Genomic DNA, 23,287 nt, shown 5'->3' on the forward strand with positions numbered 1-23,287 from the left:
TTCGTGTCCGATTCCCGGTCGAAGCGGGATCCTGCTTTTCGCTTTCCAGTTCTTCGCTTTCGCGTTTCCCTTTCCGGCGAGTCCGACTCTATCAGTCCTTTTCGCTTTCCTTGACCAGCTCCTGCAGGCATGCAGGTGCCGAGTCCGGGTTAGAGTCAGGGCTTAAAAGTCGCCGCCGACCCCCGACTCAAAGTCGTGTTGGGGCCAGGCAGGAGTACGACAGTACAGGCCTCCGAGGGTCGAGGCAAATCGTTCCCGGTGCATCTCTAAGGCCGCGAACTGCCAGTACTCGGGCGGAACCGGGACTTCTTATGACTTACGCTGCTGAGCAGCACGCCGTCGCCCACAGGCTGTGACGGCGCCGATCAAGCTCCACCCCTGGGAGGCTCCCTATGACCACTGTGACGTCCCCTCTTGCCGGACGTGCCATCGGGCTCGCTGCGGTACCGGACCCGGTCTTCTCCGGCGCGATGGTGGGTCCTGGAACCGCCATCGACCCCGTGCGTGAGCCGTCCGAGGCGGTGTCGCCGGTCGACGGAATCATTGTCTCCCTGCACCCGCACGCCTTCGTCGTCGTCGACGAGAACGGGCGCGGGGTGCTCACGCACCTCGGCATCGACACCGTTCAGCTCAACGGCGAAGGGTTCGAACTGCTCGTGAACAAGGGGGACAGGGTCACGCGCGGCCAGGGGATCGTGCGCTGGGACCCCGCGGCCGTCGAGGCGGCCGGCAAGTCGCCCGTGTGTCCGGTCGTCGCGCTGGAAGCCACCGCCGAATCCCTCTCCGACGTCCGTGAGGACGGCGATGTGAAGGTCGGCGACACCTTGTTCGGTTGGCAGTGACGGACTCGGCTCGATGACAGCCGACTGGATATCCACCGCGGCGGCACGGACCACCGCACGACCGGAGACGGGTGAAATGGAGACAACGCTGCGAGGCGTCGGCGTGAGCCATGGGGTGGCGATCGGCGAGGTGCGTCATATGGGTACGGCGGTGCTCGAACCGCCGGCCAAGCAGATCCCCGCCGAGGAGGCCGAGCGCGAACAGGGGCGTGCTCGGCAGGCTGTGGAAGCCGTGGCGGCCGACCTGATCGCACGCGGCAACCTGGCCGGTGGCGAGGCTCAGCACGTGCTCGAGGCCCAGGCCATGATGGCGCAGGACCCCGAGCTGATGGCCGACGTGGAGCGGCGTATCGCCGTCGGCAGCACCGCCGAGCGCGGCGTCTACGACGCGTTCGCCGCCTACCGGGCGCTGCTTGCCAACGCGGGGGAGTACCTGGCGGGGCGCGTTGCCGACCTCGACGACGTGCGCAACCGGATCGTGGCCCGGCTGCTCGGTGTGCCGATGCCGGGTGTGCCGGACAGCGACGAGCCCTATGTACTGATCGCGCGGGACCTGGCGCCCGCGGACACGGCGCTGCTCGACCCGGCTCTGGTGCTCGGCTTCGTGACCGAGGAGGGCGGGCCGACCAGCCACAGCGCGATCCTGGCCCGTGCTCTCGGGGTGCCCGCCGTGGTGGCGCTCCCCGGTGCCGGTGAGCTGGCCGAGGGCACGGTCATCGCCGTGGACGGCAGCACCGGTGAGATCTTCGTCGAGCCGAGCGCCGAGAAGCGTGCCGAGATGGAAAGTGCCGCCGCGGCGCGCAAGGCCGCGCTGTCGGCTTCGTCGGGTCCGGGTACGACCTCCGACGGTCACAAGGTCCCGCTGCTCGCCAATGTCGGCGGGCCCGGCGACGTACCGGCGGCGGTCGAGGCCGGTGCGGAGGGCGTGGGGCTGTTCCGTACCGAGTTCCTGTTCCTGGACGACAGCAAGCAGGCGCCGTCCGAGGAGAAGCAGGTCGCTGCGTACCGGGCGGTGCTGGAGGCGTTCCCCGAGGGGCGTGTCGTCGTACGGGTGCTGGATGCCGGGGCGGACAAGCCGCTGGACTTCCTGACTCCGGCGGACGAGCCGAACCCGGCGCTGGGTGTGCGCGGGCTGCGGAGTCTGCTGGACCACCCCGACGTGCTGCGTACCCAGCTGACCGCGCTGTCGAAGGCGGCCCAGGGGCTGCCTGTGCACCTTGAGGTCATGGCGCCGATGGTGGCGGACCGTGCGGATGCCAAGGCCTTCGCCGATGCCTGCCGCGAGGCCGGTCTGCAGGCGAAGTTCGGCGCGATGGTGGAGATTCCGTCCGCCGCGCTGCGGGCGCGTTCGATCCTGCGGGAGGTGGAGTTCCTTTCGCTGGGGACCAATGACCTGGCGCAGTACACCTTCGCCGCCGACCGTCAGGTGGGTGCGGTGTCGCGGTTGCAGGACCCGTGGCAGCCCGCGCTGCTCGATCTGGTGGCGCTGTCGGCCGAGGCGGCCAGGGCCGAGGGCAAGAGCTGTGGTGTCTGTGGTGAGGCTGCCTCCGATCCGCTGCTGGCCTGTGTTCTGACGGGGCTTGGTGTGACGTCGCTGTCGATGGGCGCCGCGTCCATTCCCTATGTCCGTGCCACGCTGGCGAAGCACACGCTCGCGCAGTGCGAGCGTGCCGCTTCCGCCGCTCGTGCGGCGGACTCCGCCGAGGAGGCGCGTGTCGCGGCTCAGGGGGTGCTGTCGGGCGAGTAGGTCCTGCGGCGTTCTGTGGTGAAGGGGCTCCCGCCGATGGTGGCGGGGAGCCCCTTCGGCCTGTCAGTGGTGCGATTCCGGTTCGTCCGCGCCGAGGTCGAAGCCGGCGCAGTACTCCACGTGTGATTCCGGGGCGACCGGTTCGCCGGTGTCGGCGTCGGTGCAGTAGGCGCTGAAGACCTCACCGGCGCTGAGCGGGACCAGATCGCCTCGGATTAGGCGCCAGCCGTGCACCCGGTCCTGGGCTCCGGGGCGGCTCGTTCGGAGTACGACTCCCCCGGGCCTTTCGAGGGCGATGCCCACGGCGAGCACCGTGACGAACTCTGCGCCTTCGTCGGTTTCGAGCCGGGCGGGCCCGGTGCTGTCCCGCTCGGTGTGCAGGACGGCGAGCAGGTGCTCGTTGTCGGTGGGGGTGCTGCAGACCAGGTGGTGGGTGCCGGGGCCGGACGTCTCCAGGATGCGGAGGAGCAGGTGCGAGGCCCGGTCGAAGGCGGCGTGGCCGACGTCCTTGCCGCAGTCCGCGCATTCGCCGAGGCCGGCCAGGATCATCGTGGCGTACTCCCAGGTGGCCCGGCGGACGGCCCGGCTGACCAGGAGCGGGATGAGGGTGTCGATGGGTTGGCCGGTGTACGCGACGGTGGCGCCGGCCGAGGCGATCTCGGCGGTGAAACGGCTGCGGCTGGCCGGGGTGTCGGGGGCGAGTCCCGACTCGGCGCAGTACTCCGCGTACTCCTCCGGGTCGAAGAGGGCGACCGTGGCGTGCATGCCCTGTGCGGAGAGGGACTTCAGCAGGGTTTCGACCTGCTGGAGATAGGTGGTGTGGTCGTCGAAGGTGAAGGTGCGGTAGCGCCGCATCGCCGCGAAGTCCTGCTCGTCGGCCAGGAGGCCGATGGTGCTGGGAGCTTCGCGGCGCAGCGTGCGTCGCATGGACGCGCCGGAGCGGCTGTACCCGGCCGTCCTGCCGTACTTGTTCCCGTTGCTCCCGTTTGTCCTGCTGTTCCCGTTGTTCTTGGTGTGCTCCATGACTCCCCCGGTGCGCTGTCGATCATTGCTCACTCAGAGTAATCACGGGCACTGACAGCGCGGACGGTCAGTGACGCTTGCGGGCGAGGTCCTCGTAGAAGTGGAGGAGTTCCAGGTTGTCGATCGAGCCGAGGTTGACCGCCTTGGCCAGGGCCGTGCCTTGCAGGAGGCGTTTGACCGGGACCTCGATGCGCTTGCCGGTGAGGGTGTGCGGGATGCCGGGGACTTCGATGACCTCGTCGGGGACGTGGCGCGGGGAGAGGTTCTCCCGGATGGTCCGTTTGATGCTGTCGCGCAGCGCGTCGTCGAGCCGGGCGCCTTCGGCGAGGTGGACGAAGAGCGGCATCCAGTAGCCGCCGTCGGGCTCTTCGAGGCCGATGACGAGGGATTCGCGGATCTCGGGGAGCCGTTCGACGGCCTCGTAGATGTCGGCGGAGCCCATCCGTACACCCTGGCGGTTGAGGGTGGAGTCGGAGCGGCCGTGGATGACGACCGAGCCGTGTTCGGTGATCGTGATCCAGTCTCCGTGGCGCCAGACGCCGGGGTACATGTCGAAGTAGCTGTCGTGGTAGCGGCTGCCGTCGGGGTCGTTCCAGAACCGGATGGGCATGGACGGCATGGGAGCGGTGACGACGAGTTCGCCGACCTCGCCGATGAGCGGTTTGCCCGCGGGGTCCCAGGAGCGGAGGTCCGTGCCGAGGCAGGGGGCCTGGAGTTCACCGATGTGGACGGGAAGGGTGGGGACCGCGCCGGCGAAGCAGCTGCACACGTCCGTGCCGCCGCTGACGGAGGCGATCCACAGGTCGTCGTCCACCTCGTCGTGGAGCCAGCGGAATCCGTCGGGCGGGAGCGGGGAGCCGGTGGTGGCGACGCACTGGATGCGGGAGAGGTCGAAGTCGCGGCCCGGGTGGATGCCGGCCTTCCGACAGGCCATGACATAAGCGGCCGAGGTGCCGAAGAGGGTCGCTCCGGTCTGTTCGGCGACGCGCCACTGGGCGCTGACGTCGGGGTAGCCGGGGCTTCCGTCGTACAGCACGAGGGTGGTTCCGGTGAGGAGGCCGGAGACGAGGAAGTTCCACATCATCCAGCCGGTGGAGGTGTACCAGAAAAAGCGGTCCTCGGGGCCGAGGTCGCAGTGCAGGCCGATCTGCTTGAAGTGTTCCAGCAGGATGCCGCCCTGGGACTGGACGATCGCCTTGGGGAGCCCGGTGGTGCCGGAGGAGTAGAGCACCCAGAGCGGGTGGTCGAAGGGGACCTGTTCGAAGACGGGCTCGGTGTCGGCGCAGGTGAGGGCTGACCATTCGAGGGCGCCCTCGGGGGCCTCGGTGCCCAGCAGCGGGATGTGGACGACGGCGCGCAGGGTGGGCAGTTCGCGGCGCAGCTCGGCGACCGTGTCGGCGCGGTGGTGTTCCTTGCCGCCGTAGCGGTAGCCGTCGACCGTGAAGAGGACGACGGGTTCGACCTGCTGGAAGCGGTCGAGGACGCTGCGGGCGCCGAAGTCCGGGGCGCAGGAGGTCCAGACGCCGCCGACGGCCGCGGTGGCGAGGAAGGCGACGACGGCCTCGGGGATGTTGGGGAGGTAGCCGCTGACGCGGTCGCCGGGGGTGACGCCGAGGGCGCGGAGTTCGGCGGCGAGCGAGCCGACCCGGCGGCGGAGTTCGGACCAGGAGACGGGGATCTGGGTGTGGGTCTCGTCGACGTGGAGCAGGGCGGGGGCGTCCGCGCGCAGGGGGTCCTCGGCGGTGCGCAGCGCGTGCTCGGCGTAGTTGAGGGTGGCGCCGGGGAACCACTGGGCGCCGGGCATGGCGCGGTCGGCCAGGACGGTCTCGTACGGGGTGGAGAACCGTACGTCGAACCAGTCGGCTACAGCCCGCCAGAAGGTGTCGAGTTCGGTCACGGACCACTGGTGCAGCGCCGGGTAGCCGCCCTCGGCCGGTGCTCCGTAGTGCTGGGACGCCCAGCTCTGGAAGCGGGTGACGGCGGCGGCCGCGATGCGGTCGGGGCCGGGCTGCCAGAGGGGGGCTTCGTTGGCTGCTGCGGTCATGGGGCGGCTCCCTGGCTGTACGGGTACGCGGGATGGGCGTGGGTGCGCGCACACGTGCTGGGGTGTGCGCGTGAGGCGGCATTTACGGACGATGCCATGTGATCGTCTTTCGCACCAGGGTTCCCCACCCATGCCCGGGTGTCCGGAGATGTGGTCCGGCCACGGGTGAACGGAAGTTGAACGGAGCCCGCACCCGCCCCGCCGGATGGCAGGCTGAGCTGCATGGACGGTCGTGACCTGGTGCGCTCGGTGAAGATGGTCGGTTCGGTGCGGGGACTGCGCGCGGTGCGCTCGTCCTGGCGGCGTCACAGTGCGGATGCGCGGGCGCTGCCCCGGCGCGGTGCGGAGCGGGCGCGGGTGCCCGGCCCGGTGGTGGGGGCGGAGCCGGAGCCGGGCGGGGGTGTGGTGCGGTTCGCCCGTTCGGATTTGCGGGTGCGGGTGGCGGTGGGCGGTGCGGTGTTCTGGGGCTGGGACGGGGCGGAGCCGTCGCCGTCGTACGCGCTGCCCGGCGCGATGCCCGAGCCGGATCCGCGGGCCGAGCTGGAGCCGGACAAGGACGGTGGCTGGCAGGTGGTGTCGGAGCGGCTGACCGTCGCGGTGTCCCGGCACGGGGCCGTGGAGCTGCGTACTCCGGGCGGGGTGGTGCTCCGGCGCGAGCTGCCGCCGCGCTGGTGGGAGCCGGTGGCGGGGGGCGGTGCCCGGTGGGTGCAGCGTTCCGAGGTTCCCGCGGACGCGCGGTTCTTCGGGCTCGGGGGCCGGGCTTCGGGGCCGCGGCTGCGGGACGGGGTGTACGGGCTGTGGAACACCGATCCGGGTGGGCGGTTCGGGCCCGATGACGATCCGCTGTACCTGACGATGCCGGTGCAGCTCGTGGTCTGTGACGCGGGGACGCATCTGGTGTTCCACGACAACACCTGGTCGGGTCGGGTGACTCTGCGGGAGGGCGAGGAGGGGGCGGGTTCCGGCCACGACCGGCCCGGGTCGTGCGAGGTGCGGATGGACGGGGGGCCGTTGCGCTGCTGGGTGGTGGCGGGTACGCCGTCCCGGGTGCTGCAGGGCTGGACGGCTCTCACGGGTGCGCCGGCGGTGCCGCCGTCCTGGGCGCTGGGTCCGCAGCACGCCCGGTGGGGGTTCGGGAGCGAGCGGGAGGTGCGGCGGGTCGTCGCCGGGTACCGGGAACGGGGGCTGCCGCTGTCCGTACTGCATCTGGACATCGACCACTACGACGCGCACCGGGTGTTCACCGTCGATCAGGGGCGCTTCCCCGATCTGCCGGGTCTGGCGAAGGAGTTGCGGGAGGACGGCGTGCGGCTGGTGTCGATCGTCGATCCCGCGGTGAAGGCGGAGCCGGGGAACGCGGTGTTCGACGCGGGGGCCGCGGTCGGGGACCGTGGGGCGTTCGTCCGGGACGCGCGCGGGCGGGTGGTGCGCGGGGAGGTGTGGCCGGGCGAGTGCGTGTTCCCGGACTTCACCGATCCGCGGGTGCGGGAGTGGTGGGGCGGTCTGTACGAGGAGCGGCTGGCGCAGGGGTTCTCGGGCGTGTGGCACGACATGAACGAGCCGGTGTTGTTCGCCGCGTTCGGGGATCCGTCGCTGCCGAGGTCGGCGCGGCATTCGCTGGAGGGCCGCGGAGGTGATCACCGCGAGGCCCACAACGTCTACGCGCTAGCGATGGCGCGTGCCGGATACGAAGGGCTGCGCCGGCTGCGGCCCGAGGAGCGCCCCTTCCTGTTCTCGCGTTCCGGCTGGGCGGGGATGCAGCGTTACGGGGGCACCTGGTCCGGTGATGTGGCGACCGGCTGGCCGGGGCTGCGGGCCTCGTTGGCGCTGGTCCTGGGGATGGGGCTGTGCGGGGTGCCGTACTCGGGGCCCGATGTGGGCGGGTTCGACGGGTCGCCGTCGCCGGAGCTGTATCTGCGGTGGTTCCAGCTGGGTGCGTATCTGCCGTTGTTCCGTACCCATGCGGCGATCGACGCGGGGCGGCGGGAGCCGTGGGAGTTCGGGCCCGGGGTGCTGGAGCACGCGCGGGCGGCGCTGGAGGAGCGGGAGCGGCTGCACCCGTACTTCGTGACGCTGTCGCGGCTGGCCGGGCTGACCGGTGCCCCGTACGTGCGGCCGCTGTGGTGGCGTTCGCCCGGGGACCGGGCGTTGCGGGAGTGCGAGGACGCGTTCCTGTTGGGTGACGCGCTGCTGGTGGCTCCGGTGCTGGAGCGCGGTGCGGATCGCCGGGCGGTGCGGTTGCCGCGGGGGCGCTGGTACGACGCGGCGACCGGTGAGGTGTACGAGGGGCCGGGGCAGGTGCTGCTCGATGCGCCGCTGTCGAGGGTGCCGGTGTTGGCGCGGGCGGGTTCGGTACTGCCGGTGCGGGGTGCGGACGGTGGTGTGGAGCTGGAGGTGTGGGCTCCGTCGGCGGGGCGCAGCGGGAGCGGGCTGGTGGTCCGGGACGCGGGGGACGGCTGGGAACGGGCGGAGGTCGAGCGGTACACGTCGAGGTGGGTGGACGGGCGGGTCGTGGTCGAACGGGAGGGCCGGGAGGGTGAGGAGGGGGCGGTGGCGTATCCGGTGCGGGTGCGCGGGCTGTAGGCCGGTTCGCGGTGTGCGGCACAGCCGTCGGGCCGGTCAGCGGTAGCCGCCGTCGAACCAGGTGCGGACGGCGCGGGTGTGCAGGGGGAAGGCCAGCTCGGCGGGTGCGCGGAGCAGCCGGAAGCCGGACGTCTCGTCGGTGGGCCGGGAGGGCGGGAGCGCGGTCGCGGGGCGTTCCGGGAGGAGGCCGAAGAGGAGGAGGTGGCCGTCGGGGGCGCTGAGGGCGTCGGCGAGGCGGACCTCCCGTTCGTCGGCCGCGATGCCGGTCTCTTCGCGCAGTTCCCGTACGACCGCGTGTTTCCAGTCCTCGTCGTGGTCGATGTAGCCGCCGGGGAGGGCGAGGCCGCCCGGGTGGGGCGGGATGGTGCGGGTGATCACGACGAGTCCGGTGGAGTCCTGGCCGGTGACGGGGAGGAGGGCCACGGCGACCGGCAGTGGGTTGCGGTAGGCGGTGCTGCCGCAGGCGGTGCAGGTGCGGGGCCAGGCGGCGGATTCGGCCCAGGGTGCTCCGCAGCTGTCGCAGTGGGAGTCCTTGGCCGGTTGCTCGGGGTTGCTCCTGGATACGGACACGCGCGGACTGTACCGGATCCTCCGGCGGACTCCCCCGTACTACTGAATTATGTGCTCATGACACCTCTCGCTTCCGCTTTCCGTGTCCTGGCGGCCACTGCCGCCGCCCTGCTCGCCGTCACCGCCGCCGCTCCCACGGCTCGGGCGAGGCCCGAGCCGAAGGCGCCCGAGGAGTTCGTCGCGCTGAGCTCGGTGGATCCGACGATCATCCAGGAGATGCGCTACCCCACCGCCCACAACTTCATGGGCGTCCCGGTGGACGGCTACCGCAACCCGCTCTGCATCCTCACCCGGCCCGCGGCCAGGGCCCTCCACGACGCGCAGACCCGGCTGCTGCGCCGGGGCTACTCGCTGAAGGTGTACGACTGCTACCGGCCGCAGCGGGCGGTCGACCACTTCGTACGGTGGGCGAAGGACCTCGACGACGAGGCCATGAAGGGCGAGTTCTACCCCAGGGTCGACAAGACGCGGCTGTTCGCGGACGGCTACATCGCGGAGAAGTCCGGGCACAGCCGCGGCAGCACGGTGGATCTGACGCTGGTGAAGCTGCCCGCGGCGCCGACCCCGCCGTACCGGCCGGGCGAGCCGCAGGTGCCCTGCTACGCGCCCGCGGCCGAGCGGTTCCCGGACGACTCCGTGGACATGGGCACCGGTTTCGACTGCTTCGACACGCTCTCCCACACCGACGATCCGCGCATCCAGGGGGCGCAGCGCGCCAACCGGCAGTTCCTGAAGAAGACGCTCACGGACGCCGGTTTCGTGAATCTGGCCGAGGAATGGTGGCACTACACCTTCAAGCCCGAGCTGTTCCCGGACACCTATTTCGACTTCCCGGTGGCCCGGCGGTCCGTCGCGGGGCACTGACGCGTCCGCGCGGAAGCGGGCGGCCGGGGCCACCCCCGTGGGTCCCGGCCGCCCGCTTCTTCCTCTTCGACGCGGATCGGCCGTATCCGGTTGCGGTCCAGGCGGCCCTCAGCAACTACGGTGCCCGTATGTCACAGCAGACGTTCGATTCGTACGAGGAGTTCTGGCCCTACTACGTGGCGATGCACTCCAGGGCCGCGACCCGGTGGGTCCATCTGACCGGCACCCTGACCGGGCTCGCGGTCACCGCCTACGGTCTGGCACGGGGGCGCAAGCGGTACCTGGCCGCGTTGCCGCTGATCGGGTACGGGACCGCCTGGCCCGCTCATTTCCTGATCGAGAAGAACAATCCGGCCACGTTCGGGCATCCCGCCTGGTCGCTCCGCGGCGACGCGCAGATGATCCGGATGATGCTGGCGGGGCGCGACGGGGAGCTGGCGGCAATAGCTGCCGAGTGGCTCGCCGACAACGGGTGCTGCCAGGAGTGTTGACGACCGGTCACCGCAGGAGAAAACTCTTCGACCGGTGACGCGGCGACGCGCGGCCCGTACCCCGGTCGGCGGGGGTACGGGCCGTGTCCGTCACCGTGCGTGCGTCGAACGGGCGTTACGGGACGGCGGGCTCACGGACGCGTTCCGCACGGTCCACGGCGTGCTCCACGACGCCCACCAGTACATCCCGTACGGAGCCGCGGTCGCGCGCGTCGCACATGACCACGGGCACCTGCGGGTCCAGGTCCAGCGCCGCCTGCACCGTCTCGACGGGGAACGTGTCGGCCCCCTCGAAGCAGTTGACGGCGACGGTGAACGGAATGGCCCGGCGTTCGAAGTAGTCGACCGCCGCGAAGCAGTCCTCCAGCCGACGGGTGTCAGCGAGCACGACGGCCCCGAGCGCGCCCTGGGCCAGCTCGTCCCACAGGAACCAGAACCGGTCCTGCCCCGGGGTGCCGAAGAGGTACAGCACCAGGTCCTCGCGCAGCGTGATCCGGCCGAAGTCCATGGCCACCGTGGTGGTGGTCTTGGTCTCCACGCCCGCCACGTCGTCCACCGGCCGGCCGGCCTCGCTGAGCCTCTCCTCCGTACGCAGCGGCCTGATCTCGCTGACCGCGCCCACCAGGGTCGTCTTGCCCGCTCCGAAGCCGCCCGCCACCAGGATTTTCAGGGTAACGGGCTCAACGGGCCGCTTCTTGCGGCTAGAGCGCCCGAAGGCCATTGATCACCTCGCGAAGAATGTTCACGTCCGGCAGCTCGGCCGGCGGAACGGGACGGGTCACGTGCACCAGCTCGTCCTCGACGAGGTCGCCGACCAGCACCCGGACCACCCCCACGGGGAGGTCCAGGCCGGCCGCGAGCTCCGCGATCGACTGGGGCATGCCACTGCAGAGTTCGACGATCTCCACGTGTTCCGGGGAGAGCGTCTGGTCCCGGCCGGGGTCGTCGGCCTCGGGTTCGGGTACGACGATCGCGATCAGGTCGAGCCGATGGCGGGAGGCGCTGCTGGTTCGGCCCCGGGTCATCGCGTACGGACGGACCACCGGGCCCGCCTCGGCGTCGTACCAGCGCGAGGCCCGCGGGTCGGCGGGCGTCGCCGGAGATCGGGTGGAGTCAGCGCTCACCGTCCACTCACCCCCCGGCGGACAGACCGGTCGTCCGGGGGGCGTTGGCCAGGTGGGCGCCGACGCGCTTGACCATCAGCGTCATCTCGTAGGCGACCTGGCCGACGTCCGAGTCGGCGTCGGCCAGCACCGCGAGGCAACTGCCGTCGCCGGCCGCCGTGACGAAGAGGAACGCCTCGTCGAGTTCGACGACGGTCTGGCGGACCCGGCCCGCTTCGAAGTGCCGTCCGACGCCCTTGGCGAGACTGTGGAATCCGGAGGCGACGGCCGCCAGATGTTCGCTGTCCTCCCGGGTCAGGTCCTTCGACGTGCCGGTGGCGAGGCCGTCGCTGGAGAGCACCAGCGCCTTGTGGATGCTGGCGACGCGTTCGACGAGTTCGTCGAGGAGCCAGTTGAGCTGGCCGGAGCCCTGCCGTGCGGCGTTGGTTGCTGCGACGTTCGGTGCGGTCATCGACCGTCCCCTCCCGGAGTGGTTCCTTGTGCTGTTTCACCGGGGCCGGTCACGTCCTCGGCGTTCTGCCGACGGCCACGCTGCCAGCCGCGTTGGAGCGAAGCCATCCGGCTGCGCACCTCTTCCGCATCACGTTCGAAGTCCTGGTCCGGTTCCGTCCGGGCCGGCTCGGGATCGCGGACCACCGATTCCTCGCGCAGTTGCGGGACGAGGCTGGCCTGCCGGATACGGCGGGGCAGGCCGCCCACGGTCTCCCGGGTTCTCGGGGCGCCGGGCGACTCGGGTTCCTCGGGTGCGGCGGGTCCGGTCGGTTTCCGGAAGCCGGTGGGCTGCCGGGGTTCGACGGGCGTGAAGCCGGCGCCGGGGCCCTCCGCTTCGGCGGGGCCCGTCGGGACGTCCCGCTCGGCGGCCGCGGGATGGGCGCGGCCCGCCTCGTCGACCCGGCGGCCGTTGTCGGCGACCAGGGTCGGCGGCTTGCGGCGGGGCAGTGGCGCCGGACCGCCGGGGCGCATCGGCCGTACGCCGGCCGGCGGCTCCGGCTCCTGGTCCGTGGCCTGCTGGTGCTGTTCGCGGTCGGCTTCGCGCCGGAGGTCGCGGGAGCGGAAGATGCCGCCGCGCTCGCTCTCGGTGTCGTCGAGGTCGGAGGCGCCGCCCAGCAGGGGTTCGAGCAGCGGGTCGAGCACGGGGTCGCTCTCGAAGCCCAGTGTGCCGACGGGGCCTTCGAGCTCGACGGGCCCGTCCAGGAGGGCCGGGTCGACCAGGCCGGTCGGAACGGGGGCGAGGCCGGAGGGCCTGCCGGTGGCCCGGCGGTCCGGTGCGCCGTCCCCGCGGTCCCGGCCGCCGCCGGACCCGTCACCGGCGGTCCGGCCGCCGCTGCCGATCGCCCGCTCGGCCCGGCGGTCGAGGCGGAAGCCGGTGCCGTGCGTTTCCGGGGCGTCGGTGAGCAGCGCCGCCGGGATGAAGACGACGGCGGTCGTGCCACCGTACGGGGAGGTCTGCAGCGAGACGCGGACGTTCTGGCGCTGGGCGAGACGGCTGACCACGAACAGGCCGAGCCGGTCGGTGTCGGACAGTTCGAACTCGGGGGTCTCGGCGAGCCTGAGGTTGGCGTCCAGGAGGACGTCGGGGGCCATGCCGAGGCCGCGGTCGTTGATTTCGAGCGTGAAGCCGTTGGCAACGCGTTCGCCGAGCACCTGGACCGCGGTGTGCGGGGGCGAGAACACGGTCGCGTTCTCCAGGAGTTCGGCGATCAGGTGGGTGAGGTCGGCGACGGCGGGGCCGCCCACCCCGATCCGGGCCAGTCGGCGGACCTCGATCCGTTCGTAGTCCTCGACCTCGGCGACCGCCGCCCGCACCACGTCCATCAGCTGGATCGGCTTGCGCCACTGCCGGGACGGGGCCGCGCCGGAGAGGATCACCAGGCCCTCGGCGTGGCGTCGCATGCGGGTGGTCAGGTGGTCGAGGCGGAAGAGGTCGGCGAGTTCATCGGTGTTCTCGGTGCGGCGCTCCATGGCGTCCAGGAGCGTCAGCTGCCGGTGCAGCAGGACCTGGTTGCGGCGGGCGAGGTTGACGAAGACCTCGGAGACGCCGCGCCGCATGTCCGCCTGCTTCACGGCGGCCTCGACGGCCGCCCGTTGCAGGGTGTTGAGGGCCTGGCCGACCTGGCCGATCTCGTCCCGCTCGTACTGGAGGTGCGGGGCTTCGGTCTCGACGTCGACCTGTTCCCCGGCGGCGAGCCGGCGCATCACGCTCGGCAGCCGTACGCCGGAGACCTCATGGGCGTCCTTGCGGAGCCGGGAGAGGTCCCGGATCAGTTCACGGCCGATGCGTACGGAGACGAACACCGAGGCGATCAGGGCGAGGAACCCGAGAACGCCCGCGATACCGGCCTTGATCAGGACGCTGTAGCCGGCGGGCTTGCCGCGGTCCTGGAAGCGGTTGTTCATCTCCGTGGAGTCGTTGGCCAGCCGGTCCAGGACCGGCGGGGCCGCTTCCTGCCAGCGCTCGGCGTCGACGGCGCGCGGGTCCTGGGTGGGACCGCCCTCGATGAGGGTCTTCTCCGCCGTCCGCAGCGGTTCGCTGTCCGGGCTCGCCCAGTACCGCTCCACACGTTGGCGCTCCTCGGCGGGAAGCGCGTCGACGTTGATCTCGTAGAGCAGCTCGCGGTTTGCCGCGAGGTCGGATATCTGACGCAGTTCGGCGGCGGTGAGCCGTCCGGCGATGAGCGACGAGGCGACCAGTGCGTCTTCGCGGGAGAGCATTTCGCGAGCTCGTGAGATGCCGACCAGTGCGCGGACCTGCTTGTCCATCGATACGTTCTCCATCGTGCGGAGACCGGTGAGGAATCGATAGCAGGGGTCTATGAGCCGGTTGTAGAACTCCATCGCCTTGGAGCGGTCGATGGTGCGCCGGTCGACCGAATCGCGCAGCGCGCCGAGTCCTTCGACCGTGCCGAGGATCGAATTCAGCTGGGTGTCGTCGTCGGAGCTCAGCGCGTCGCGGATGTCCTGCTGCCGGGCGCCGTCCTTGACGCCGTTCAGGACGCGGTCGGTGGCAGCTCGTTGGCGCTGCAGGAGCGGGAGGGCGTTGGAGGCCCTGGGGTCGGCGAGGAAGACGAGGGTCTGGCGGCGTTCGCTCTGAATGGCCCGGACGGTGTCCTCCAGCGGATGACCGACCTTCTCCACCACGGTGCCGGCGCTCAGCAGGCGGCCGGCCTCCCGTCCTGTCAGGAAGGTGGCGAATCCCCAGAGCGCGGTGAGGGAGATGAGCGGCACCAGCAGCAACGCCACGATCTTCCTGCGGATGGACTTTCCGCGAAAGCGCATGGACTCCCCCAGCTCGACCCCGCGGGACGGGGGTCGTGTTCCGTCAATAAACGGCGCGAGCCTACTACTGACGGAGTAGCAACTCGAAGAGACATCCGGACGATTTTCGGCCGCGCTGTCCGGTGTTGGCCATGGGTTGTCCTGGTATTCCGTGCGATGAAATTCGCGAAAGCGGCAGAAGAGACCTGCCAGGGCTTCATTTTGTTCGTTGGGGCAGTTGGCTGGAATCCTTCGCTTCACGCAGGTTCGGGGGAATCTTCACGGCCGTTGACTCGTCTCTCTGTACGGGGCAGGGGTAACACGGGGAGAGCCGGGGCCGGTCAGGCGGGATCATGGTCCGGGGGCGCCATGCGCGTTCCACCGGACGGACAGTGCGGGGCAGGGGTTCGCGAGGCAGGACGGTCCGATCCGCCCGCGTAGAAACGGCGCATGCCGGGCAGCAACCCTGAAGTCGGACAGTGGTGGGGAGTTGAGAGCCTTGAAGACGGAACAGCGTCGGGGCGCGGTGTCGTCGGCACCGGCCGCGACGGCGAACTCGGCGGCGGGCGGGGCGAAGATCCCGCGTCAGCAGCTGTGGGTGGAAGAACCCGCGGGCCGGCGGCGGATGCCGGACCCGGTCCGCAGGTCCGCCGTGCGTGCCGTTCTCATCATGTCGCTGACGATCATCCAGGCCATGGTGGCGTTCCTGTGCACGCTGGCCGGGTCCTGGCTGGCCTTTCCGATGGTGCTGAGCAGTGTGGGCAGCACCGTGGTCGCGACCTGGTCGGTGCTGGACGTGTGGGTGACCAGGCAGGTCTGGAACCAGCGCAACGGCGTGGTTTCGGTGCCGAGCAGTTCGGCGCGGCAGCTGCGCCGTGAGCGTCGCAGAGCACGGCGGGCGGCGCGGGCCGCGCAGCGGGACGACGCGCGGATACGCCGCCGGGGCGCGGAAAGCCTCTCCCGGGCCTGAGGGCTGCCGGGCGGTGGGCGTGCTCGGGCCCGAGCACACCTGGGCCGCGGGCGCCCTCGCCCTCGGGCCTGAGCGCCCCGGGCGGCGGGCGTGCTCGGCCTCTCGAACCAGTCCCGTCTCTCCTCTTCCCGCCCGGCCCTGTCCCCGAGGGAACACCTCGGTGCGTTCCCTCGGGTCTCCGCCCCTACTCGTCGGAGGAAGCCGGGGCGGGGACCGGGCCGGAGACCGGGGCGGCGGTGTCGGGAGATGTGGTGGCGCGCTTGAACATGCGGGTGGCGGTGATCTCGCCGTGCACCGTCTCCCCGTTCGGGTCCTGCTGCGGCAGTCCGGGGCGCAGATGCTCCTCCACGCTGATGTACTTCAGCCCGGCACGCAGATCCGCGTCGTTGCGCAGCCGGATGACCAAGGGGAATTCGGCGAGCGCCGTGGTGTCGAACAGCCCGGTCGTGTAGAGGAGTTGTACGCCCAGGGCATCCGACACCGCACGCTGGAGCTCCAGCAGGTAGGTGGCGTTGGCGCGGCCGATGGGGTTGTCCAGGAAGAGCGTGCCCGCGTGCCGGTGCTGGTGGCGGTCGCGGCCCCGGTCGTTGCTGCGCAGCGCGGCCATCGTGCAGTACAGGGCGATGGCGGCGGTGAGGAGCTGGCCGCCGGAGAAGACGTCGCCCATCTGTCCGACCGGGACGCGCTCGGCGCGCAGCACCGCGTCCGGCTTGAGGATCTCCACGGCGATGCCCTTGGGCTCCAGTGCCGCCTGCACCCCGCGCAGCAGCAGGGACATGCCGTCCCTGCGCAGGTCCGAGTTCTTCTTCAGCGCGGCGCGGGTCGCCTCGTCGACGACTTCGCCGAGCCGCTCGGTGAGGGTCGCCTGGTCGGGTTCCTCGAAGCGGATGCGGAGGAATTCCTGGCCCGACCACTCCCCCAGTCCCTCCGGGAGCTGCGAGAGCCGCTGGGCGGAGCGCAGGGTGGTGAGCGCTGACTCCACCAGGCCGCGGAGCCGGTCGACGATGGAGTCGCGGTTGCGCTCCAGCTGGGCCAGCTCGTCGGTGAGCACCCGGAGCCGGGGCGCGAAGGCGGCGGCCCACTTCTCGGCGTGCTCGGGCAGCGCCGCGGCCGGCAGCTCGCGGATCTGCTGACGGGCGGGGGTGCGGACCTGTTCGTAACGCGTGGAGTTGGCGTGCCGTACGAGGACGTCGCCGGCTTCCCGTACGGCGCTCTCGGCGGCGGACAGGTCGGTGGCGCAGCCGCGCAGTGAGCGGCGGGCCTCGGCGGCGGACTGCCGGGCCTCTTCGAGGCTGCCCGGGTAGGGCTCGGGGGCCTCGGTGTCGTCGTCCGCGCCGTGGTCCCGGAGCAGGTCGCGCAGGAGCGCGGCCGTCTCGTCGAAGCCGCCTGCCGAGTCCTCGGCGGTGCGGTGGGCGTGCAGCAGCTCGGCGTGGGCGGCGCGGGCGGTGTCCAGGGTCGCGGTGGCGGTGGCCAGTTCGGCCGTAGCAGTACGCAGGAGGGTCTGGGCCTGGTCGGCGTCGGCGGGGACCAGCTCGTCGGGGAGCTCGGTGTGGTGGGACTCGCCGTCGGCCGGGGCCAGGCGCTCTGCCTCGCCGCGGAGCCGGCCCAGCTGCTCGCTCGCCGTGGAGGCCCTGGTCTCCAGGAGCTGGACCAGGGACTCGGCACGGGCGGCGGCCGCCTGCCGGGAGGGGCCGTCCGCGCCGTCGGTGCCTTCGAGGAGTTGGGCGGCGCGGGTGCGGACCTTGTTGGTGAGCCGGTCCAGTTCAGCGAGGGCGGCGCTCTCGTCGCTCTCCGCGCGGGCCTGTTCGGCGCGCAGATCCGCGCCGACGCCGACCTTCTCGTACAGCTGGGACGCAGCCCGGTACGCCTCGCGCAGCGCGGGGAGCGCGGGGCGCGGGCCGTCGTCCGCGGGCTCCGGCAGGTGCTCGGGGGCGCCCGCGATCTCCGCCCGTTCGGCACGCAGGGCGCGGGCGGTGCGGCGGGCGTCGTCGGCGGCGCGCTGGGCGGCACGGCGGTCCTCGTCGGCGGCGCGGGCCCGCTCCAGGCAGACGGTGGCCCGCGCTTCGGACTCGGCCGCCTCGTCGACGAGTTCACGGAGCTTCACCTGCCAGCCCGCGCGTTCGCGGAGCCGGTACGCGAGGCCCGCGAGGGCGTCGGCGGCGCGGCGGGCCCGCTGGGCGGCGTCCTGGCGCTCCTCACGGACGCGGGCGGTGTCGGCGGCGGCCTCGTCCGCCTCGGCGCGCACCGTACGGGCCTCGGCCAGCTCGGCCTCGGCGGTCCGGGCGGCCGTGCGGGCGGCGCCGGCGGCCTCGGCGAGTTCGGCGAGCATGCCGGGCGGGCAGTCGGCCCGCCAGGAGCCGATGCGGGCGGCGAGGGAACGGTCGCCGGTGAGGCGGGCCGCGAGGGTACGGATGTCCTCGTCACGGGCGGCGGCCCGGCTCCTGAGGGCCTGGCGCTCCTCGTCGGCCGCGTGCTCGTCGTGCATCGCCGGGTTCGGCGGGACGAGGAACACCCCCTCCGTGCTCGCCGCCGCCCCCGAGCCGGCGGCCGGGACGGGCGCGAGCAGCGCGGCAGCGGTGCCGACGGCGACCGCGGAACGCGGCAGCAGCGCCGCACCGCTGAGGACCTCGCGGGCGCGGGCGTGCGAGTCGGGATCGGTGATGACCACGCCGTCGACGAGTTCGGGACGGGCGGCGAGTACGGCCGCGTGGTCGGCGGGGTCGACGGCCTGGGCGAGGTAGCGCCAGCCGGGCAGCGCGGGGATGCCGTGCTCCCCGAGGTACTCCACGGTGGCCAGGACGTCGGGGCCGGGCGGCAGCAGCCCGCCGTCGCCGAGCGCGCCGAGGATGCGGGAGTCGTCGGCGGCCGCGGTGCGCAGTTCGAAGAGGCGGCGCTCGGCGGAGGCGATGGACTGGTCGAGCAGTTCGCGCAGTTCGTCGGCGCTGCGGTCGAATTCCTGGGCGGTGAGCGGCTGTTCGGGGGCGGCGGCCTGTTCGGCCGTGACGGTGTGCGGGCCGTGCGCCACCTGGGCGGGCCCGCCCGTTTCGTTCGCCCGGCCGCTCGCTTCCGCCGGGACGGTCCGGCGGTCGGTGGCGTCCGTGCCGTGCGGGGCGTCCGGGTCCGTTCCGGCCGCGCCCCGGCGGGGCCTGGGCACGCCGCTGCCGTGGGCGGCGGGCAGGCCCAGCAGGTCGGCGAGGCGGTGGTCGGCGGCGATCGACTCGGCTGCCCTGAGCTCGGCCTCGTAGGACTGTTCGGCGGCCTGTGCGGCATCGGCGGCGCGCGCCGCCGCGAGTTCGGCGCGGCTCTCGGCGGCCGCGGCCTCCCTGGCCACGTCGGCCGCCGAGCGGGCGGCCTCCCTGGCGGTGTCCCACGCGGCGACGGCGGAGGTCTCGGCGTCGCTGGCGGCGAGGGCGGCGCGGGCCGGGTCGGCGTCCGGCGCGGTGTCGTCGAGCCAGCCGGCCCGTACCGCCTGTGCGGTCTCCTGCTCGACCTCGGCGAGGCGCTGGCGCAGATGTCCGGCCTCGCTGCGGGCGCGCTGGGCCTCGGTGGCGGCAGTGGTGGCGTCCCGGTGGGCGGTCTCGCCCGCGCTCTGGAGGGTGTCGGAACGCTCCTCCTCCTCGTTGGCCACGGTCTCGCCGGCCTCGGCGGCGGTGTGCAGCGCCTGTACGAGGTCGGCGGCGGCCTTGGCGCGGGCGGCGAGCGCGGGCGCGGCGTCCCGCTCGGCCTCGCGGATGGCGACGGCCACCCGTGCGGAGCGGTCGGCGGCGGCGCGGTGGCGCAGCACGGCCTCGGCGGCCTGCCAGGCGGAGTGCAGGGTGCGGGCGTCGACCAGCTCGCGGCGCTGGGCGGCGGCGCCCTTCTCCGCCGCGGTCAGGGCCAGGGAGGCGTGCCGGTAGGCCAGTTCGGCGGCGATCAGGGCGCTGCGGCCGCGCGCCTGCTCGGCCGTGGTGACGGTGTGCGCGGCGCCCGTCACCTGCTGGGCCAGCTCGGCGGTCCGGCCGCGTTCCTCCCGGGCGCGGGCGGAGAGCCTGCGGGCGAGCGTGCGGGTGCGGCGCTCGGCGCCCGCGTGGATGTCCCGGGCGCGGGAACGGGTGCCGGCGGCCTCCACGATCCGGCCGAGCAGGTCGACCGAGCCCGCGGTGAAGTCGCGTTCGGCGGTCAGCTCGGCGCGGCGGCCCAGCTTGTTGCCGAAGCCGCTCACCAGGTCGGCAAGGCCGTCGGTGTCGCGGGTGTCGGTGACGGCGCGGAGCAGCAGGTCGGTGAAGTCGGAGTCCTTCTTGACCGCGAAGAGCCCCGCCGCCTCGCCCTCGTCGGCGTTCATCTCGCGCTGGTAGCGGAAGAGTTCGGGGTCGAGTCCGAGGTCTCCGAGGTGTTCGTTCCAGCGGTCGTGGATCTCTTCCCAGTGCACGTCGAGGTGCTGGTAGAACTTGCCCGCCTCGGTCAGGGCGTCACGGAAGCCCTTCATCGTGCGCCGTCGGCCCTGCGCGCCGGAGACGCCTTCGGCTGGCCGGCGTACGGAGGTGGCCTCGGCGACCGGCAGGGAGTCCAGGCTGAGGCCGGGTCCGGGCCGGAAGGAGTACCAGGCCTCGGCGAACTTCCGGGGGTCGTTGGAGACCTGCCGGCCGCGCCATTCGCTGACCTTGCCGACGACCACGCACTCGCCGGTGAGGGTGTGCTGCCACTCCAGGGCGACGTGTCCGCAGTCGTCGGCGAGCAGGAACTTGCGCAGCACGCCGGAGCTGGCGCCGCCGAGGGTGTTGCGGTGGCCGGGCAGCATGACCGAGAAAATCAGCTTCAGCAGCACCGACTTGCCGCCGCCGTTCTCCAGGAAGAGCACCCCGGCGGGGGCGGGGCGGCGCGGCGGGCCGACCGGCTCCTCCTCGAAGAACTCCGCCTGGGCCGGCGCGGGGTGGGGCACGGGCTCGCCCACTCCGCGCAGGTCAAGCACGGTGTCGGCGTAGCGTGCACCGGCAGGCCCGATGGAGTAGAGGCGGACCCGGGACAGCTCGTACATGGCGGCGGACTCTCGTCGTTCAGGCAGCGGGGGGGGAGACGGCGGTGGTGGGGCGGGCCGGTCAGGCGTGGAAGGGCAGACCGGCGTCGGCGGCCAGCTCCAGGTCGTCGGCGTCGGGCGGCGGCAGCAGCGTCGCCGTGCCGTCGGTGACCGGTACGACGCCGAGTTCCAACAGTTCGGCCATGGCGGCGCCGCCGGCCATGTCGCGGACCTGGAGCTGGTAGCGGGCGGTGGTGCGGAAGGCGCCCCCGGCGTCGTCGCCGGTGCGCTGGAGGAAGCCGGAGTCGGTGAGGAAGGCGACGGCCTTGCCGACGATGCCGGTGGTGGAGCCGGCCAGGCGGCGGGCGTCCTTCGTGGCGCCGGTGGAGCTGCGCCGGGCGTAGATCCGCCAGGCCGCTTCGAGTCCGGGGGCGTCGGTGGCCGGGTCGGTGTTGTCGCCGTGCTCCTCGGCGCGCTCCTCCAGGCGGTGGCACGCCTGGCGTACGAAGGAGTCGACGCCGTTGACCGTGATCCGCCCGATGTACGCGTCGTCGGCGAGGTCCTCGGGGCGGGGGAAGGCCATCGCGGCGACGGCGAGGTGCGCCAGCCCGTGCAGGAAGCGGTCGGCGGAGTCGGATGAGGCGCGGCGGGCGTAGTCGCCCATGCGGACCGCGAAGACGGAGTCCTCACCGGCGGTCACGGCCATGCCCGCGCGGGTGGACACCTCCAGGACGACCAGGCCGAGTCCGGTCGCCACGGCGTCGGCGAGCCGGGCGAAGGCGGGCTCCTCCCGGTAGCGGCGGAGCAGTTCGGCGTATTCGGCGTCGCGGGCCGGCAGCAGCTTGGGCTGGAGGCCGAAGGCGACGAGCCGGGCGGCGTCGGCGGCGTCGGCCGGGGTGACGGAGGGCGTGGCCTCGGGGACCACCGGGTCGACGGGGCCGGTGGCCTCGGTCGCGTACGCGGCGGTCGGCTCGCTCCACGCGTCGGCATGCTGTGCGCGGTGGTCGCTCACGACTGTCGCTCCTTGCTGCGGAAACTCTTCGGTACGGGTACGGGTACGGGTACGGGGTGAACGGCGCCGGCTCTCGCGGCATTCTTCCCGGGCGGCGCGGTCCGGTCCGTGGCCGCGGCATGGGTACCGGCGGGGGCCGGCCGGGTCGGCGCGCGATGTGGCGCACGCACCGCGCCGGTCATGAGGCCTCCGTGCGGTCGGCGGCCATTCCTGCCGCGTCCAGCAAAGCCGTGCCGACGATCAGGTCCGCGCCGCCGAACTCCGGGTCGTCGAGCTGTGTGCCGTCGTCGACGGAGAACAGCAGCCGCTGTTCGCCCTGGCGGTATGCGGTGCCGACCGGCGGGCTCGCGGCGTGCACCGCGAGCAGGGCGACCAGGTAGGGCAGTTCGGGATCGCGGCGCCGGGCCTCGGCGAGGAGTCCGGAGAGACGTCGCGGGGCGTCGTGCTCCAGGTCCAGGAGCTCCATGGCGCTCGCGAGCTGCTCCTCGCTGAACCTGCTGTCGTCGGGGGTGGCGATCAGATCGGGCTCGGGCATCTCGGCGCCCAGGTGTTCCCGCTCCAGGGGCGGGGTGAGCAGCATGTCGACGAGGTCTCCGACCCTGACCGAGGTGGGGGTGCGCAGTCCGGTGCCGCGGGCGAAGAAGGCGTCGGTGACGCGGATCGCCTGTTCGACGGGGAGCGGCAGCAGCGGCGCGACCAGCTGGCCGTACAGGTCGAGGCCGGTGCGGGCGGTGGGGGTGGCGAAGGCCTGCCGGTCCTGCTCGGCGCGGAACAGCGGCCCGGCTTCCAGCAGGCGGGACTGGAGCTGGGTGTGGCGGCGGATGCAGTCCTTGACGATGTCGACGAGCTCGGCGGCGCGGCGCTTGTGCTCGGGCTCCTCCGCCTCGTCGCGCGCCTTGCGGATGTTGGTGAGGATCGCGTTCTCGTGGCGGTAGCGGTCTGCGACGTGGTCCAGCGCTTCGGCGATCATGTCGGGGACCGCGTTGAGCCAGTCGACCGCGCGGACGTTGCGCCGGGTGGCCTCCAGCGTCTTGCGGAGGGTCTCCGCGTACTGCACGGTGCGGTAGCGGGCCTGCTCGGCGGCGAGCTGGGCGTCCGCGAGGCGGCCCCGGCTGATGAGGACCTCCAGCTTCACCTCGGCGGCGATCTGGGCGCTGGTGACGTCCGTGTCGAGGGCGCCGACCAGGACGTTGACCGCTTCGTCGGTGGCGCGGAGGTAGACCGTGCCGCCGTATCCAGGGACCTCTTCGATCAGCTTGAAGTCGTAGTCCCGGCGGACGTAGACCCCGTCGGGGCCGAAGGTGCCGTACACCGCGCGGAATCCGCGGTCCACGCTGCCGACGTTGATCAGGTTCTCCAGCACCCAGCCGGCGACCCGCTCGTGCTCGGCCACCGGACGGCCAGGGGCCTGGGCGGCGACGCGGGGCAGCAGTCTGGCCACTATCTGGTCGTGGTCGGCACCCGTGTCGAAGTCCATGTTGAGGGTGACGAGGTCGATCGCGGCGAGCGCGACCTCGGCCATCGAGTAGACCGTGTACTCACCGGCCAGATTCGCCTTGCGCACATCGAGGTCGTGCAGCGGCGCCGTGCAGGCGAGCGCGCGCAGCCGCCGCGAGAGCCCCTCGTCGGCGGCCGGGCCCGGGGCGGGCCGCGGCCCCGCGCTGAGCTGGGGCGCAGCGTTGTCCGTGTAGGCAGGCGAAGTCACGGTGCACAGATTAGGTCCTCGGACTGACAACGGTCGAAACGGCGCAGAAGCGACCCCTGCCCGG

Annotated in this window: 16 protein-coding genes; 6 read left to right on the forward strand and 10 right to left on the reverse strand. The window is 72.5% G+C overall.

Features of this window, described 5'->3' with window-relative positions; genetic code table 11:
- The first annotated feature begins 392 nt into the window (after nt 1-392).
- Together ACFYY7_RS32785 and ptsP are read left to right on the forward strand one after the other, a co-directional pair.
- On the forward strand, nt 393-842 hold the full coding sequence (locus ACFYY7_RS32785; protein ID WP_358950856.1) for a PTS glucose transporter subunit IIA: 450 nt from the start codon (nt 393-395) through the stop codon (nt 840-842).
- Nucleotides 843-918: 76 nt separating this feature from the next.
- Nucleotides 919-2,589 (forward strand): phosphoenolpyruvate--protein phosphotransferase, encoded by a 1,671-nt coding sequence (ptsP, locus tag ACFYY7_RS32790; RefSeq protein ID WP_388667476.1) that lies wholly within the window; start codon nt 919-921, stop codon nt 2,587-2,589.
- Between the two features lie 63 nt (nt 2,590-2,652).
- Here ptsP and ACFYY7_RS32795 read toward each other — a convergent pair whose 3' ends face one another.
- Both ACFYY7_RS32795 and ACFYY7_RS32800 read right to left on the reverse strand, forming a co-directional pair.
- On the reverse strand, nt 2,653-3,612 hold the full coding sequence (locus tag ACFYY7_RS32795) for a hypothetical protein (RefSeq protein ID WP_388667477.1): 960 nt from the start codon (nt 3,610-3,612) through the stop codon (nt 2,653-2,655).
- A gap of 67 nt (nt 3,613-3,679) precedes the next feature.
- Nucleotides 3,680-5,656 (reverse strand): acetoacetate--CoA ligase, encoded by a 1,977-nt coding sequence (locus ACFYY7_RS32800; protein WP_388667478.1) that lies wholly within the window; start codon nt 5,654-5,656, stop codon nt 3,680-3,682.
- 222 nt (nt 5,657-5,878) lie between these two features.
- Here ACFYY7_RS32800 and ACFYY7_RS32805 point away from each other — a divergent pair, with 222 nt between their 5' ends.
- Complete coding sequence (locus tag ACFYY7_RS32805; protein ID WP_388667479.1) at nt 5,879-8,239, forward strand: glycoside hydrolase family 31 protein; 2,361 nt, start codon at nt 5,879-5,881, stop codon at nt 8,237-8,239.
- Between the two features lie 36 nt (nt 8,240-8,275).
- Here ACFYY7_RS32805 and ACFYY7_RS32810 read toward each other — a convergent pair whose 3' ends face one another.
- Nucleotides 8,276-8,809, reverse strand: a complete 534-nt coding sequence (locus ACFYY7_RS32810; RefSeq protein WP_388667480.1) for an NUDIX domain-containing protein — start codon at nt 8,807-8,809, stop codon at nt 8,276-8,278.
- Between the two features lie 57 nt (nt 8,810-8,866).
- Here ACFYY7_RS32810 and ACFYY7_RS32815 point away from each other — a divergent pair, with 57 nt between their 5' ends.
- Nucleotides 8,867-9,673 carry a M15 family metallopeptidase gene (locus tag ACFYY7_RS32815; protein WP_388667481.1) on the forward strand — a complete coding sequence of 269 codons (807 nt, stop codon included), beginning with the start codon at nt 8,867-8,869 and terminating at the stop codon, nt 9,671-9,673.
- Between the two features lie 128 nt (nt 9,674-9,801).
- Nucleotides 9,802-10,164 (forward strand): DUF962 domain-containing protein, encoded by a 363-nt coding sequence (locus tag ACFYY7_RS32820; RefSeq protein ID WP_351265110.1) that lies wholly within the window; start codon nt 9,802-9,804, stop codon nt 10,162-10,164.
- Nucleotides 10,165-10,279: 115 nt separating this feature from the next.
- Here ACFYY7_RS32820 and ACFYY7_RS32825 read toward each other — a convergent pair whose 3' ends face one another.
- From ACFYY7_RS32825 to ACFYY7_RS32840, 4 genes are read right to left on the reverse strand one after another with little or no spacing between them, the layout of a single operon-like run.
- Nucleotides 10,280-10,885, reverse strand: a complete 606-nt coding sequence (locus ACFYY7_RS32825) for an ATP/GTP-binding protein (RefSeq protein ID WP_388667482.1) — start codon at nt 10,883-10,885, stop codon at nt 10,280-10,282.
- A complete protein-coding gene (locus tag ACFYY7_RS32830; RefSeq protein ID WP_351265107.1) occupies nt 10,866-11,288 on the reverse strand; it encodes a DUF742 domain-containing protein in 423 nt (140 codons plus the stop codon). Before ACFYY7_RS32830 ends, ACFYY7_RS32825 begins: the two co-directional genes overlap by 20 nt.
- Nucleotides 11,289-11,295: 7 nt before the next feature.
- Nucleotides 11,296-11,739 carry a roadblock/LC7 domain-containing protein gene (locus ACFYY7_RS32835; RefSeq protein WP_259933457.1) on the reverse strand — a complete coding sequence of 148 codons (444 nt, stop codon included), beginning with the start codon at nt 11,737-11,739 and terminating at the stop codon, nt 11,296-11,298.
- On the reverse strand, nt 11,736-14,564 hold the full coding sequence (locus ACFYY7_RS32840; RefSeq protein WP_388667483.1) for a nitrate- and nitrite sensing domain-containing protein: 2,829 nt from the start codon (nt 14,562-14,564) through the stop codon (nt 11,736-11,738). The genes ACFYY7_RS32835 and ACFYY7_RS32840 overlap by 4 nt, the downstream gene beginning before the upstream one ends.
- Nucleotides 14,565-15,042: 478 nt before the next feature.
- Between ACFYY7_RS32840 and ACFYY7_RS32845 the strand changes: the two genes are divergently transcribed.
- Nucleotides 15,043-15,513 carry a hypothetical protein gene (locus ACFYY7_RS32845; protein WP_388667484.1) on the forward strand — a complete coding sequence of 157 codons (471 nt, stop codon included), beginning with the start codon at nt 15,043-15,045 and terminating at the stop codon, nt 15,511-15,513.
- A 184-nt stretch (nt 15,514-15,697) separates the two neighbouring features.
- On the opposite strand, the gene ACFYY7_RS32850 is transcribed toward ACFYY7_RS32845, so the two are convergent.
- The 3 genes from ACFYY7_RS32850 to ACFYY7_RS32860 all read right to left on the reverse strand — a co-directional run bounded on the left by ACFYY7_RS32850 (nt 15,698) and on the right by ACFYY7_RS32860 (nt 23,223).
- Nucleotides 15,698-20,527: a hypothetical protein gene (locus ACFYY7_RS32850; RefSeq protein WP_388667485.1), complete on the reverse strand. Its 4,830-nt coding sequence runs from the start codon at nt 20,525-20,527 to the stop codon at nt 15,698-15,700.
- Between the two features lie 61 nt (nt 20,528-20,588).
- The gene (locus ACFYY7_RS32855) at nt 20,589-21,518 is read right to left on the reverse strand and encodes a hypothetical protein (RefSeq protein WP_388667486.1); all 930 of its coding nucleotides are present in this window, start codon (nt 21,516-21,518) and stop codon (nt 20,589-20,591) included.
- Between the two features lie 178 nt (nt 21,519-21,696).
- A complete protein-coding gene (locus tag ACFYY7_RS32860) occupies nt 21,697-23,223 on the reverse strand; it encodes a hypothetical protein (protein WP_388667487.1) in 1,527 nt (508 codons plus the stop codon).
- Between the last annotated feature and the right edge of the window lie 64 nt (nt 23,224-23,287).

It is taken from the genome of Streptomyces sp. NPDC001933 (assembly GCF_042890955.1).
Lineage (GTDB): Bacteria > Actinomycetota > Actinomycetes > Streptomycetales > Streptomycetaceae > Streptomyces.

What these genes read in the sequence shown, in the direction of transcription:
- ACFYY7_RS32800 (WP_388667478.1), bottom strand. Translation starts at nt 5,656, where the DNA reads ATGACCGCAGCAGCCAACGAAGCCCCCCTCTGGCAGCCCGGCCCCGAC.
- ACFYY7_RS32805 (WP_388667479.1), top strand. Translation starts at nt 5,879, where the DNA reads ATGGACGGTCGTGACCTGGTGCGCTCGGTGAAGATGGTCGGTTCGGTG.
- ptsP (WP_388667476.1), top strand. Translation starts at nt 919, where the DNA reads ATGGAGACAACGCTGCGAGGCGTCGGCGTGAGCCATGGGGTGGCGATC.
- ACFYY7_RS32815 (WP_388667481.1), top strand. Translation starts at nt 8,867, where the DNA reads ATGACACCTCTCGCTTCCGCTTTCCGTGTCCTGGCGGCCACTGCCGCC.
- ACFYY7_RS32835 (WP_259933457.1), bottom strand. Translation starts at nt 11,739, where the DNA reads ATGACCGCACCGAACGTCGCAGCAACCAACGCCGCACGGCAGGGCTCC.
- ACFYY7_RS32840 (WP_388667483.1), bottom strand. Translation starts at nt 14,564, where the DNA reads ATGCGCTTTCGCGGAAAGTCCATCCGCAGGAAGATCGTGGCGTTGCTG.
- ACFYY7_RS32825 (WP_388667482.1), bottom strand. Translation starts at nt 10,885, where the DNA reads ATGGCCTTCGGGCGCTCTAGCCGCAAGAAGCGGCCCGTTGAGCCCGTT.
- ACFYY7_RS32795 (WP_388667477.1), bottom strand. Translation starts at nt 3,612, where the DNA reads ATGGAGCACACCAAGAACAACGGGAACAGCAGGACAAACGGGAGCAAC.
- ACFYY7_RS32850 (WP_388667485.1), bottom strand. Translation starts at nt 20,527, where the DNA reads ATGTACGAGCTGTCCCGGGTCCGCCTCTACTCCATCGGGCCTGCCGGT.
- ACFYY7_RS32820 (WP_351265110.1), top strand. Translation starts at nt 9,802, where the DNA reads ATGTCACAGCAGACGTTCGATTCGTACGAGGAGTTCTGGCCCTACTAC.
- ACFYY7_RS32785 (WP_358950856.1), top strand. Translation starts at nt 393, where the DNA reads ATGACCACTGTGACGTCCCCTCTTGCCGGACGTGCCATCGGGCTCGCT.